15 protein-coding genes are annotated in these 12,702 nt (G+C 44.6%); all 15 read right to left on the reverse strand.

The window, feature by feature from the left end; all coding sequences use genetic code 11:
- Positions 1-76: 76 nt before the first annotated feature.
- A complete protein-coding gene (locus tag DESMER_RS18825; protein ID WP_014904655.1) occupies positions 77-511 on the reverse strand; it encodes a flagellar basal body-associated FliL family protein in 435 nt (144 codons plus the stop codon).
- Positions 512-515: 4 nt separating this feature from the next.
- Positions 516-719, reverse strand: a complete 204-nt coding sequence (locus DESMER_RS18830; RefSeq protein ID WP_034598437.1) for a flagellar FlbD family protein — start codon at positions 717-719, stop codon at positions 516-518.
- Between the two features lie 42 nt (positions 720-761).
- Positions 762-1,220 (reverse strand): flagellar export protein FliJ, encoded by a 459-nt coding sequence (locus DESMER_RS18835; RefSeq protein WP_014904657.1) that lies wholly within the window; start codon positions 1,218-1,220, stop codon positions 762-764.
- 29 nt (positions 1,221-1,249) lie between these two features.
- Positions 1,250-2,551, reverse strand: a complete 1,302-nt coding sequence (gene fliI / locus DESMER_RS18840) for a flagellar protein export ATPase FliI (protein ID WP_014904658.1) — start codon at positions 2,549-2,551, stop codon at positions 1,250-1,252.
- Positions 2,526-3,374: a FliH/SctL family protein gene (locus tag DESMER_RS18845; protein WP_014904659.1), complete on the reverse strand. Its 849-nt coding sequence runs from the start codon at positions 3,372-3,374 to the stop codon at positions 2,526-2,528. Before DESMER_RS18845 ends, fliI begins: the two co-directional genes overlap by 26 nt.
- On the reverse strand, positions 3,358-4,362 hold the full coding sequence (fliG, locus tag DESMER_RS18850; RefSeq protein ID WP_014904660.1) for a flagellar motor switch protein FliG: 1,005 nt from the start codon (positions 4,360-4,362) through the stop codon (positions 3,358-3,360). The genes DESMER_RS18845 and fliG overlap by 17 nt, the downstream gene beginning before the upstream one ends.
- On the reverse strand, positions 4,363-5,958 hold the full coding sequence (gene fliF, locus DESMER_RS18855) for a flagellar basal-body MS-ring/collar protein FliF (protein ID WP_014904661.1): 1,596 nt from the start codon (positions 5,956-5,958) through the stop codon (positions 4,363-4,365).
- A 319-nt stretch (positions 5,959-6,277) separates the two neighbouring features.
- Entirely contained in the window at positions 6,278-6,613 is a 336-nt protein-coding gene (gene fliE / locus DESMER_RS18860; protein WP_014904663.1) for a flagellar hook-basal body complex protein FliE, read from the reverse strand.
- A 5-nt stretch (positions 6,614-6,618) separates the two neighbouring features.
- A complete protein-coding gene (gene flgC / locus DESMER_RS18865; RefSeq protein ID WP_014904664.1) occupies positions 6,619-7,113 on the reverse strand; it encodes a flagellar basal body rod protein FlgC in 495 nt (164 codons plus the stop codon).
- Between the two features lie 4 nt (positions 7,114-7,117).
- Positions 7,118-8,317 carry a protein-glutamate methylesterase/protein-glutamine glutaminase gene (locus DESMER_RS18870; protein WP_042334784.1) on the reverse strand — a complete coding sequence of 400 codons (1,200 nt, stop codon included), beginning with the start codon at positions 8,315-8,317 and terminating at the stop codon, positions 7,118-7,120.
- Complete coding sequence (locus DESMER_RS18875; protein WP_014904666.1) at positions 8,304-8,750, reverse strand: chemotaxis protein CheW; 447 nt, start codon at positions 8,748-8,750, stop codon at positions 8,304-8,306. Before DESMER_RS18875 ends, DESMER_RS18870 begins: the two co-directional genes overlap by 14 nt.
- 174 nt (positions 8,751-8,924) lie before the next feature.
- Positions 8,925-11,114, reverse strand: a complete 2,190-nt coding sequence (locus tag DESMER_RS18880) for a chemotaxis protein CheA (RefSeq protein WP_014904667.1) — start codon at positions 11,112-11,114, stop codon at positions 8,925-8,927.
- Positions 11,115-11,583: 469 nt separating this feature from the next.
- Positions 11,584-11,955 carry a flagellar protein FlaG gene (locus DESMER_RS18885; protein ID WP_014904668.1) on the reverse strand — a complete coding sequence of 124 codons (372 nt, stop codon included), beginning with the start codon at positions 11,953-11,955 and terminating at the stop codon, positions 11,584-11,586.
- Between the two features lie 21 nt (positions 11,956-11,976).
- A complete protein-coding gene (locus DESMER_RS18890) occupies positions 11,977-12,309 on the reverse strand; it encodes a hypothetical protein (protein ID WP_014904669.1) in 333 nt (110 codons plus the stop codon).
- The gene (fliS, locus tag DESMER_RS18895; RefSeq protein WP_042333994.1) at positions 12,309-12,701 is read right to left on the reverse strand and encodes a flagellar export chaperone FliS; all 393 of its coding nucleotides are present in this window, start codon (positions 12,699-12,701) and stop codon (positions 12,309-12,311) included. Before fliS ends, DESMER_RS18890 begins: the two co-directional genes overlap by 1 nt.
- Position 12,702: the final 1 nt, after the last annotated feature.

Genomic DNA, 12,702 nt, shown 5'->3' on the forward strand with positions numbered 1-12,702 from the left:
ACATACTCTTTTGATAATTAGCCACAATAATTCCGGTATTCGCGTTTTTTCCACCGACGAACATCGTCGAACCACGTTATTGGTAGACCAAGGATAAAAACAGCACATCCGTTACATGATTTTCAGCAACCTCATTCAGCTTTTCCACTAAATCTTCACGTAACTTTTCTCGACCTGTGGAATTTTGTACATCAGCAAGAGTTTTATTCGCTAAAACAGTATTGACCCGGTCTTTTAAGAATGCGTCTTCCTCTTTTAACGTCTCTGCTACCTTATCATCAGTCACTTGGACGGTTATTGAAGCTTTTAGAAAGCCTCCGCCTTGCAAGTTCACTGTAAACTCCCCAATGGGAAGCAACGGTCCGGTCTTTTTAATTTCCTTAACATGGGCCTTAGAACTTTCTTCCGAAGTCCCCAAGAAAAACTTTTGAACTCCGAGAGTTCCTCCGGTTCCAAGACCCACTCCTATGAACAAGGAAATGATCACAAAAATTAAGGATTTTCGGTTCATAATCTTATTGCTCCTCCACTTTATAAGTCTGATAACAACGTCTGCGGAATTCGGCAATACGTTCGATGAGAACTTCGATTGCCTCTGATACCACGTATTTATTTCCTCCCGTTAAGGTTATGACCGTATCCGGGGTTTCTTCCATTAGTTCAATTAGGTCGGGATTCAAAGCAAATTGTTTTCCATTTAAACGAGTAACATAAATCATAACTTCATCCCTTCCGATCATCATAAATCATAACTTCTTTAACTAGACAAGTTCACTGATAGCTTTTCTGCCAAGCCAGTGAAGGACTTGTCCAGTCTCATCTAGTATCTTTTGTTCCTTTTGCAACTCAGCTTCTCGAAAGGCGGTTGCTTGTTTCTCTTTGAGACGCTCGTACTTTTCCACTTCACGATGTGCTTCTAATAAATAATTCCGGGATTTCTCTAGGATAATTTCTTGTTCTCGCTGCCTTGCTTCACATTGACGAAGCTTCCGTTTTTGTTCCAATGCATAGACCTGGCAAATTCCCAGTTCTTCCGGGCGGTGCCGCCCGGCCTCCCGCTGGCCTTCTTGGGCTTCGTGATAACATGTTTGTTGATTCTTAAAGGCTTGAACATAGTTCTGCCAACGCTGGAGCTCCGAAGCGTACTCTTGTTGGGCTGATTCAAAGACCTGTTGAGCTATTTGAAGGCTTGCATCTAAGCGAAACCGAAATCGCGCCATTGCTTTCACTCCTTGATCCGGTACTCACCCTAACTAAAAATCCCTTGCAATTGTTTAAGCATCTCTGGATAGGTAACATATTCGTCGACCATTTGCCGTGAAAAACCTTGAATACGATCCATATGAGCAATGGCTGCATCAATCTTAGGATTACTTCCCGGAGTATATGCCCCAATGTCAATTAAATCCTTAGCATCACGATAGATAGCGATATATTCACGAACCTGTCCGGCTAAAGTTTTTTGGTCAGGGCTGACAACATCATTCATAACCCGACTAACGGATTGCAAAATGTCAATTGCCGGAAACATGTTCTGCATAGCTAATTCTCTCGTTAGAACAATATGTCCATCCAGAATACCTCGCACCGAGTCGGCGATAGGCTCATTATGGTCATCTCCATCCACTAGCACCGTGTAAATCCCGGTGATACTTCCTACCTCCGCCATGCCCGCCCTTTCCAGCAGCTTTGGCAAAAGTGCAAAGACAGAAGGTGGGTATCCGCGAGTCGCCGGGGGTTCTCCCACCGTCAGGCCTACTTCCCGTTGAGCCATAGCAAATCGAGTCACCGAGTCCATCATCAGGAGAACGTTTTTTCCTTGATCCCTGAAATACTCTGCAACAGCAGTAGCAGTTAGGGCTGCCTTTAAACGCACTAAGGCTGGCTGATCTGATGTAGCTACAATAATTACAGATCGGGCTAAGCCTTCCGGACCTAAATCCTTCTCAATAAAATCTCGTAATTCTCGACCTCGCTCGCCGATCAGGGCAATAACATTGATATCCGCAACAGTATTTCTAGCCATCATCCCCAGCAGAGTACTTTTCCCTACACCTGACCCGGCGAAAATACCCATCCTCTGCCCTCGGCCGATTGTCAGGATTCCGTCAATCGTTCTAACCCCAACACTTAATGGGTCTTGAATTCGAGGACGCAGGATAGCACTTGGTGGTTTATTCTGCAGCGGGTATGCTGTTATCGTCTGAAGCGGGCGACCATCCAGAGGATGTCCCAAGCCATCAAAAATCCGACCGAGAAGGCCGGGACCCACAGACACGGTCAACTTTTGCCGTTGAGAAAGAACACGGTCTCCGGGAGCAATTCCTTCAAGCTCTCCCAGGGGCATCAACAGTGTTGTCGAATCTCGAAAACCTACTACTTCAGCCGGAAGTTCCAGGCCGCCTCGGGTAATAATATGGCAATATTCTCCCACACTAGCCCGAGGACCCGCTGATTCTACCATCAAACCGACAATTTTGGAGACCCTGCCTTGAGCAGAGAACGGCTCTAAGCGATCCACAGTCTCAGCTAACAGATTCCACGCCCCCATGTTCGAGCTCCTCTCGTAAGGTATGTTCTAATTTATCTAATTGAGCCTCAAGCCGCCCATCAAAGATTCCCTCTTGACATTCCAGGAAACAATCGCCTGAGTTTAACGACTCATCGACAACCCAAGGGCAAGGAAGGTTTCCTTCCAGCCAACGGACATCGTCTGGAGATACATGAAGTCGCCAGCCTTCTCGTTCTAAAGGCAACAAAGTTAAAGATTGAATAATAGCTACCAATCTTTGAGGTTCAACGGCTAAGGTGGAACGTACAATTCGCTCAGCAATTTTAACGGCCAAATGAAGCAGCTCTCTATCAACTTTTGCGTATTCTTCCTGAACCGCCCTCTGGGCTAGCAAGAATAACTGATTGGCACTTTCGGTGAGCCGCTTTCCCTCAGCTTCTCCCGCCTTCCTGCCCTCTTGATATCCCTCTTCCTTCGCCAGTGGATAGATCTCCGCTCTGGTAGTCTCTCTAACCTCCTGCTGCATGTGCTCCAGACCTGCTTGGGCTTGATCTAGAAGTTCCTGTACACGGGCCTCAGCTTGTGCGAGCATTTTCTGAGCCTCAGCTTCAGCATCACTTATGATTTGGGCCGCTTTCACTTTAGCATCTTCCAGAATCTGATTAGCTTGTTCTTTCGTCTCTGATGATTCTCTCCAATTAGGCTGGTCACGCTTTTCAGTAGATTCAATCTCCTCGCCAACAGTAAGAACCGCTAAGCAGCTGCCTAACTGTTGGAACCCTTCATGATTCTCCACCATTCTCGGTGTTGATACCTCTACATCCCAGCTTTTGACGACACGACCATTAATAGATAATCTCATCACTGCCTCCTCTAGAGATAACGATGGCGCCGCTTTCTTCAAGCTTACGAATAACCTTAACGATACGCTGCTGTGCCTCTTCAACATCACGCAATCGTACTGGACCCATAAACTCCATATCGTCTTTGAGCATTTGACTGGCCCGAGAAGACATGTTGGCCATAATCTTCTGCGCCACCTCGGGATTTGATCCTTTCAGAGCCAAGCCGAGATCTTTAGTTTCAACATCACGCAGGACAAGTTGAATGCCCCGGTCATCCAGCATAACGATGTCTTCGAAGACAAACATCTGCCGTTTAATCTGTTCGGCCAAATCAGGATCTTCAACTTCCAGAGAATCCATGACGACTTTAACCGTTCCCGGATCAGTCCTATTAAGAACGTCAACAATACTTTGAATTCCGCCGGAGGCTGTATAATCCGTGGGAGCCAAGCTGGAAATTTTACGTTCTAAGACTTTTTCAATTTCTTTGAGTACTTCCGGACTGGTTCGGCCCATTGTGGCTATACGCTTAGCCACATCTGCTTGTCGATCAGCATTCAAGCTAGCCAGTAGAGTGGCAGCTTTTTCAACGGGGAGGTGAGTCATGATCAAGGCAATTGTCTGAGGATGTTCCCCTTGAATAAAGGAAAAAAGCTGTTTAGGATCAGTCCGGCGCACAAGATCGAATGGCCTCATTTTCAGTGAAGTCGATAAACGGCTAATGATTTCAAAGGCCCGAGTTTCTCCAAGGGCTCGTTCTAACACATCCCGAGCATAATCGATCCCTCCTTGGGAAATGTAATCATTAGCCATACACATTTGATAAAATTCATCAATCACATGATCTCGTTGTTCGGGAGATATTTTACCAACATTGGCCATTTCCAGGGTTAATTGCTCTATTTCCTGGTCGCCCAAGTGCTTAACCACATTTGCTGAGTTTTCGGAACCCAGAGCAATCATGAGAATCGCTGCTTTTTGGATTCCGTTCAAAGCTTGCGCCATCTACTTCTCCTCCGATAGCCATGTTTTAACAAGACGGGCTGCTTCATCCGGGTTATTGCGGGAATAGAGTTCAACAGCCTCTTTAGTCTTCTGTCTCTGAAGCTCATCCGCCGACTTAGCATGTTTCTGAGATAATTGTAATTCCGCCTCTTCCTCCGCCTTCTGTTGAGCCATTAATAGTTCGGCGGTAGCAAGGGAAACCGGTTCTGAACTATTCAGCTCCAACATTTTCTCAGCACGTTTCTTGCGAGCTCGCTTACGCAGAAAGGCGATCAAAATAATTAAGCCAAGCAAGGCTGCAGCACCAATTTCTGCATAGGTGAGAAGCTGCTGGCGCTTTTTAGCGTCTTCCATTGCTGACAGCTCATTTTGCAAATCAGACTTATTGAAGGGTATAGCCGCTACTTGGATATCATCCCCACGGTTGGCGTCCACCCCCGCTGCCGAAGCTAAAATCGTCTTGATTTGCTCCAGCTGCTCCTGAGTAACACTGTCTTCATCAGCCATTACCGAGACGGAAAGGCGTTTTACACTCCCCGGGCTTACCACTTGTTCCTCTTGGGTAGTGTCAACTTGGTAATTCTTAGTACTGGTAGCTTTGGTCGATGTGGAATTCTGTTCTGGGGTAGCCGGATAGGTTGGAGCACCGTTAGCATCCAAGCCCGGTGTTCCTCCTGCTGCCCCCGCAGCCCCATTTGTCGAACTTTCATTAGAGTTCTGCTCACTTACCACAGCACCCGGACCGTTAATCTGCTTAACGATCTTTTTCTGGTCAAAGTCTAATACCGCATTGATTCGGACAATTGTTTTACCCGAACCCAGGACACGATCCAGCATACTCTGTAATGATTTTCGAGTATCTTCTTCAACGGTTTGTTTAAGCTGATATTGAGTTCCCGTTAATTTCTGAGGATCAGTGCTTTCTTTCAAAACATCGGATAAAACATTTCCGCCAGTGTCCACAATCGTCACATTCTCGGGTTGCAGTCCTTCGATCGAGCCGGCTAATAAATTAGCGATAGCACGCACCTGATCTTCGCCAAGTTTGGTGCTCGGGACAAGTTTCAAGGTCACTGCCGCAGTGGCTGCTTTTTGACTATCAACAAATAATGAAGGTTCAGGCATTACAATGTGTACACGGGCGTCCTCCACACCGTTTAATGTCTTGAGGGTATTCTCCAATTCGTTCTGTAAGCCGAGAACATAACGCAACTTCCTATCAGCATCTGTTTCTCCAAGGCGCATGGTATCCAAACTGTCAAAACTAAATTTACTTTGTTGCGGAAGTCCGGCACTGGCAAGTTGTAATCGTAAATCCGCCGCTGTCTGCTGAGGAACCATAATCGTTGATCCATTATCCTCAAGCTTATAGTCGGCTTTGAGATCTTTTAACTTAGTAGTAATTGCTCCGGCTTCTGTATCACTCAGCTTAGTGAAAAGAGCAACATATTGTGGTCGTCCAGCCCATGTGATCAGATAGATTAATGCCCCGGCGACTATAAGAGGAGCAAGCACAGTGATTATTTTCTGTGGGCTAGAAAGTCTATTCCAAAATGTCAGTACTGATTCTTTTATTCTTGCCCAAGAAAAATTCACCCTTGGCTCCTCCTTTCTTTTGATAAGTTATGTTCGAAAAGCGAGGTTTCAATTATGACCTTCGCTTTTGAAGGTATGGCAGCTCGAATACCTCTTGATCGATACTCAAAGCTTATTATGAAAGCCTTCATGATGCTCCTCGCTCTGTCCTATTAATTATTGTTCATCTAAATTATTGAACGAAATAACCCCGGAAAAATCATTTTTAAAAACGTATCTATATATATAAGAACACAACCTAAATTCTTTTCTAAAAGTTTTAAAAAATTAATTTCATAAAAAAACCGCACATTGATTGAATTTGCTTTTTAACACTTAATCAAATTTGCATACGCATTACTTGATTATAGGCATCTAATACCTTATCACGAGCTGCGACGGTCAAAGACAAAGACAAGCTGGCTTTTTCTAAAGCTACCATTACTTCAGACAAATCCTGAACCTGCCCGGTCGCTAAGGCCATAGAGGCCTTATCTCCTTCAGTTTGCAAGGAATCGACTTGATTAAGGGCATCACTTAAGAATTTCGAGAAGTCCGCCCCAGCTTTTTGGGCACCGTCCCCGGAACCAACCTTAGGTGTCGCCTCAAGGCCAGATGGGTTAACGGCAGTTACTGGCCCAAGCGGCATAATAGGTGCTATGGGAAGAACACTCATCTAAATTAACCCCTTCCAATTTCAAGTGCTTTGCTAGCCATTGACTTACTGACATTAAGAGCCGTAACGTTAGCTTCATAGGCCCTGGCTGCGGTCATCATATCCACCATTTCTGTCACAATGTTCACATTAGGCTGACGTACATATCCTACCGGCAATCCTGCCTCAGCCACTTGAGCCGCATCCGGTGAGTCAGGGTTATATTCTAAGCGATAGGGTTCAGTTGCATCGTTTTGAATTCGGGATACTTGAACTCCATTGCCAACGTTTCTAACATCATTGCCCACTGCTTCGCCAAGAACTTTTGAAAAATCAGTTTGCGGAGGACGAGGAACAAACACAGCAACTTGACGGGTATAGGGGATCTGATTACCTGCGGCGGTCAGACCTCCGGTACGGGTAGTATTAATATTGGCGATATTATTGGCGGTCAGATCCATCCTTAAGCGCTGGGCAGTCAGCCCGGAAGCACTAATCTCCATCGCTCCAAAGAGCCCCATAGACTTATCCCCTCCTCATAACACATTCCACAATGGCTTTTCCAATCTCGCTAAGGGGCACAACCCGGTCGGCAAGCCCGGCTTCCACTACAGACCTGGGCATCCCATAGACTACACAGGTTTCTTCAGCCTCGGCAATGGCAAACCCCTCGAGTTTCTTAAGCTCTTTCATCCCCTTAGTACCATCACTTCCCATACCGGTCATAACCACTCCCAGAGTCCCTTTCCCAACTTCCTTTCCTAAGGAAAGGAACATCACATCAATGGAAGGATGATAAAGAGTGGGGATTGGGGCATCATCCCCAATATTAAGGGTCAACTGACCGGATCGGCGCTGAACTTGAAGTTGTTTCCCTGCCGGAGCCACATACACTGTTCCCGCTTTTAATACCTCACCATTGACTCCTTCTCGTACATTTAGCTCACACAACCCATTTAAGCGTTGAGCCAGAGGGCCTGTAAAACCGGGAGGCATATGTTGGGCTACTAATACAGGAACCGGAAAATTTTTCGGAAGCACGGGCAATACCGCTTGTAGAGCCGAGGGGCCACCTGTTGAAGTGCCAATGGCTACAATTTCCACAGGATGTTTAGGCAGCACTCCACTCTTACCCCCAGAAAATGTCCGAGAAGCATTTCCTGAGCTTACACCCGAAGGCGATGAGGGTGACTTGGATGGTGTAATCTTCGTAATGCCAGGCTGAACAGTTGCTGAAGTACTTGCAGAGAGTGCTGCTGTAGAGGGGTTCTGTTGAGAAGAAGCTATACCCTTATTAGGTCTTAGGCGCGCAAGATTGACCAAAGCCGCAGCCTTAACCTTTTCTACTAAATCACGAGATAAAACCTGCAAATCCGCGCCCGGTTTTCCCGATGGTTTAGCTACAACATCTACTGCACCTAGATCAAAAGCCTTCAAGGTAGACTCTGCCCCTTCCGTTGTCACAGCACTCAAGATGATTACTGAAGTCGGTTGCCAGCGCATAATTTCGTCTAAGGCCTGAAGCCCATTCATGACAGGCATCTCCACATCCATAGTTATTACATCCGGACGAAGAGATTGAAGCTTAAGTATCCCCTCACGCCCATCCTTTGCAGTATCCAAAACTTTAATGGAGGGATCTTGACTGAGAATTTTTTGCAGAGTTAATCTCATAAAAGGTGAATCATCGACGATCAGAACCCCGATTTGCCTAGGCGCTGACATCATGGCTTAACTCTCCACCCATGATATGATCAAGATCCAGGAGGATTAATAAACGTTCCCCGATTTTACCAACTCCGCGAATAAACTGAGAATCCATACCTAAGGCAATCGGCGGAGGTGGCTCTATGGCTTCACTATCCAAGCGCAGCACTTCAGTTACGGCATCCACCCGAACTCCGAACACCTTTGATTGCACTTGCAGAACAACAATCCGGCTCAAGTCAGTCTCTTCCACCCGACTCATTCCAAAACGAGTACGCAAACTGATCACCGGAATTACATTTCCTCTTAGATTAATAACCCCTTCAATATAGTCCTCTGCTTTGGGTACTCGAGTAATGGGCGGAATCCGAATAATCTCTTGAACACGCATTATGTCCACACCAAACTCTTCTGACCCTAAGCTAAACGTTACTAACTGTTCTTCAGCCATTGCCAAACACTCCCCTTTTCGATGTTCGTAGTTCGATATTCGTGGTTCGAACTCGGTTCATAATATCTTAATAGCAATAATTAAAGTTTTCATTAATTTAGTTCGATGTATAAGATGTTAAAGGAGTTAGGGAACTCGTCCAGCTAAAGCTGAACATTGAGTCTTGCTACGCTCCTAGCTTCTTCTTGTAACCAAGACATCCTGAATTAAGGAACCAATATCCAGGATCAGGGTTACTTTTCCGTCTCCCAGAATCGTAGCGCCGGCAATTCCAGGGAGATTCGTTAAGAAATCACCTAATGATTTAATAACAACTTCCTGTTGACCACGCAGTTCATCCACGATAAGCCCTAAGGCTTTATCTCCAAAGCCTACCACTACAACAAAGACTTCACTGCTTTCCTCTTCCGGTGTGGGCAGATCAAACTTTTCTTGTAAAGAAATCAATGGTAAAGTGTTTCCCCGAAGTTGAACCATTGGCAGCCCGCCTACAGTCTTTATCTCCTCTCGACTAACTAAAAGAGTCTCTAACACCGAGGAAAGGGGTACAGCATAGATTTCTTGCCCAACTTCAACAAGGAGGGCTTGAATAATTGCCAGGGTCAAGGGCAAGCGGATAGTAAAGGTGCTTCCTTTCCCTTTGCGGGTGGTAATATCCACCATACCCCCCAGATTATTTAAAGCCTTCTTAACAACGTCCATTCCAACCCCTCGGCCGGAAATGTCTGTTACCACATCTGCAGTACTAAATCCCGGCAAGAAGATTAGATTAGCAATATCCCGTTCAGATAGTTCCTCCCGCTCTCCAATCAGTCCCTTGGCCACAGCCTTGTTGCGGATTTTTTCCAGATCCAAGCCTGCCCCATCATCCGAAATAAGAATCGCTATGTGATTCCCTTCATGATAAGCATTGAGGGTAATAGTCCCAACTTCGGGTTTACCGGCGGCCTTACGATCTTCAGGAGACTCGATACCATGATCCACTGAATTTCGAATGAGGTGCATCAGTGGATCCCCAATGACTTCAACGACGGTCTTATCCAGTTCCGTATCTTCCCCTTTTAAGACCAGATCAATTTCCTTACCTGTTTTTTTGGCCAGATCACGAACTAATCGGGGGAAACGATTAAAGACTGTGCCAATAGCCACCATTCTCAAGCGCATAACACTTTCTTGCAGGTCATTCATTAAACGCCCCAGATAAACATTTGCCTCGTTCAAATTATTGACCATAACATCTGTGTTGTATTGAGCCTTTAAATCCAGGCCAATTTGCACTAAACGAGTCCTGGTAATAACCATTTCACCGACAAGATTAATCAAGTTGTCCATACGAACCGTGTCAACACGTATCGTATGCACTTGAGTGTTGCCTTCTCCAGAAATAACTTCAGGTGCTGCCCCAGAAGTTTTTTTTGCCGCCATTTTTGGTTCTACTTTAGGCTTCTGAACAACAGCAGGTTTAACAATTTTTTCTTCAGATATGGTATCTGAGGCCGTTTCAGGAGCTGCTTCTAAATCTATACCAGGATTTTTTTCAACCTTTTTATCTTCTTCAGTTGAATTTAGATTTGGATATAGGTGCACAACCACATCTGCCAGTTCGGAAATCTCCAGCAGTTCTCTGCGGATCTCCTCACGGGGCTCATCGCAATTCACGAGCATGTAGAACTCTTCCCCATTGCCAACTTCCAAATCTTCAATACTTGGTACAAGCTTGATTACCGAACCTATCCCTTCAAGACGCTGAGTCGCCATGACTGCACGAACAGCCTTCATAAGAGTATTCGGGCCTAGTTTAACATCTATTTGATAAACCCCATGTCCTAAACTTTGAGCATCGCTAACTTTTTCACGTTCGTCTGGTGTTAACTGAAAGTTCTGGGGAACAAACTTCACGACCTCGTCAGCATCAACTTGTTCGATCTGAAGACCTTTAACTTCAGCCGCATTATCCCCATCTAATAATTCCCGCATGGTAGAGGCTAAATCTTGAAACTCAATGCTGATTTCCTCGCGCTGCTCAACCTGAGCTAACATTGCTTTCACGCGATCAGTCACCGCTAATAACACATCAATCATTTCCAGGGAAACATCCATTTTTCCCTGGCGCAAATGATCTAATAAATCTTCGGCAGCATGGGTTAGGGCAACAATTGGCGTGAACCCCATTGTTCCTGAAGCTCCCTTTAGGCTGTGAGCTGAGCGGAACAGATCGTTGATGAGTCCAATATTCCCCCCTTCTTTCTCAAGTTGTAAGAGACCAGCACCTAGCTTTTCAATCTGTTCTTGAGAATCCAACAGATAAAACTCTACAAACTCTCCCAGATCGACCCCTTGATTCTTGTTGTCGTTTTGACTCACGCCTCGCCACCCCTATCTTTTTTGATACAATACTACTAATTACTTCGTAAGTCATCATATAATGATATGAATCCTAATAATCGCGCCTTAATTATCTATGTACTTAGATTGTTTGAAGGGATAAATTTCCTCAATTACTTTTTATTCGCCATTTTTTTTAGAATTCCTCCAAAAAAACATATAAAGATATTTCCCTTACACTATTCTTATAGTAGCATCAAGTCATAAAAACGTATATACTTTTTTCGACAAATTACTCATGTATTTTTTGTAAAATTCTTGGAAACCACAAATTTACAGAAAAAAATGTATGCTTGCTAACAATAGCACTAAGGGTAAAACCACAATATAGTAAGATTGTCACAATTTGATAGGACCTTTGGGCAAAAAGAACCAGGAAGCGAAAATCACTTCCTGGTTCTTTCAAGGGTAGCCTGGCTATAAAGAGATTACTTTGTATAATAAAGCTTCAGACGAATTCGTCGAACAATAGACCCGCGTCTTGAGTAAATGATCTTAAGATATCCAACGCCCTTTTAGGTTCAATTTGATTTAAAAGCTCTCCACTTGGTTGATCAATTATTTTCACTGAAAAGCTTTCAGATTCTTCATGAACACTAAACTCTAATCCTTTGTCGATTATCCCCATTAGCCGATTAAGCTTTTCCACCGCTTTTTCAACTTCTTCGCGAGGTATCTCTTCACGAGCCGAAGGAATATCGCCTTTTCTATCAATAACTTTTCTGGCAGTTTCAAGAGATCGATCTAATTTTTGTCCCGGAAATGCATCCAGCGGAATCATTGTGGAATGAGTATTGGGCTGAATAGGATTAATCATCATAAATCCCTCCTATATCACCAATTATCTTTTCCAATTCATATTGTTGACGGCCGTGGTGCTTGCAGCGCTATAGGCTTCAGATACTTGATGTTGTTTCTTAGACCTGCCCATTCGAATCTGTAAATTATCTGTAATAGTCTGACTATCTTTTTGGATGCTCTTTATCAAACTTCGCCCTTCAGGTGAGAGCTTGAAGCCGTCATCAGGAGTCTGATCAATCAGCCTTTGCAACAGGTCTCGCTGTTTCAGCAGGTCATAGAAAAGTTCCATATCCTGCTTAGCCAAGAATTTAATCATTTCTTTGGTTAAAAACCAATAATCTTGCCACAAAGCTTGAACTGCTTCTTTCTCCATTACTTGCCAACTGCTCGAGCAACATGAGTCTGTTTCATGGCCTCAACCCAGGTATCCCGAAGTTCAAGCAACATACCTTTTGCCTGCTGCAATTGTGCCACATCTTTTTTCATGTTGCCTTGAATCAGGCAGTGTTCAATGTATTCATACAGCTGAGCCCAAGTTTTTGAAAGTTCATAGCTCATATCCAAGGTGTGCATAAACTCACGTACGATGTCCTGTACTCGCATATTCGCGTTATGAGATTTTTGAGTATCTCCTTGCTCCATTGCTAAGATGCTTTCAGTCATAAACCTCAACGCTCCATTATAGAGTAATAAGGTTAATTGTTCAGGCGTAGAAGTAAGAATCTGTTGGTTCTTATAAGCATTTGCCATTTGTTGATTCATTATT

The organism is Desulfosporosinus meridiei DSM 13257 (assembly GCF_000231385.2).
GTDB lineage: Bacteria > Bacillota > Desulfitobacteriia > Desulfitobacteriales > Desulfitobacteriaceae > Desulfosporosinus > Desulfosporosinus meridiei.

Bases quoted from the DNA above. Each gene is read 5' to 3' on its own strand.
- DESMER_RS18825 (WP_014904655.1), bottom strand. From the start codon at position 511: ATGAACCGAAAATCCTTAATTTTTGTGATCATTTCCTTGTTCATAGGA.
- DESMER_RS18830 (WP_034598437.1), bottom strand. From the start codon at position 719: ATGATTTATGTTACTCGTTTAAATGGAAAACAATTTGCTTTGAATCCC.
- DESMER_RS18835 (WP_014904657.1), bottom strand. From the start codon at position 1,220: ATGGCGCGATTTCGGTTTCGCTTAGATGCAAGCCTTCAAATAGCTCAA.
- fliI (WP_014904658.1), bottom strand. From the start codon at position 2,551: ATGGGGGCGTGGAATCTGTTAGCTGAGACTGTGGATCGCTTAGAGCCG.
- DESMER_RS18845 (WP_014904659.1), bottom strand. From the start codon at position 3,374: ATGAGATTATCTATTAATGGTCGTGTCGTCAAAAGCTGGGATGTAGAG.
- fliG (WP_014904660.1), bottom strand. From the start codon at position 4,362: ATGGCGCAAGCTTTGAACGGAATCCAAAAAGCAGCGATTCTCATGATT.
- fliE (WP_014904663.1), bottom strand. From the start codon at position 6,613: ATGAGTGTTCTTCCCATAGCACCTATTATGCCGCTTGGGCCAGTAACT.
- flgC (WP_014904664.1), bottom strand. From the start codon at position 7,113: ATGGGGCTCTTTGGAGCGATGGAGATTAGTGCTTCCGGGCTGACTGCC.
- DESMER_RS18870 (WP_042334784.1), bottom strand. From the start codon at position 8,317: ATGTCAGCGCCTAGGCAAATCGGGGTTCTGATCGTCGATGATTCACCT.
- DESMER_RS18875 (WP_014904666.1), bottom strand. From the start codon at position 8,750: ATGGCTGAAGAACAGTTAGTAACGTTTAGCTTAGGGTCAGAAGAGTTT.
- DESMER_RS18885 (WP_014904668.1), bottom strand. From the start codon at position 11,955: ATGATGATTAATCCTATTCAGCCCAATACTCATTCCACAATGATTCCG.
- DESMER_RS18890 (WP_014904669.1), bottom strand. From the start codon at position 12,309: ATGGAGAAAGAAGCAGTTCAAGCTTTGTGGCAAGATTATTGGTTTTTA.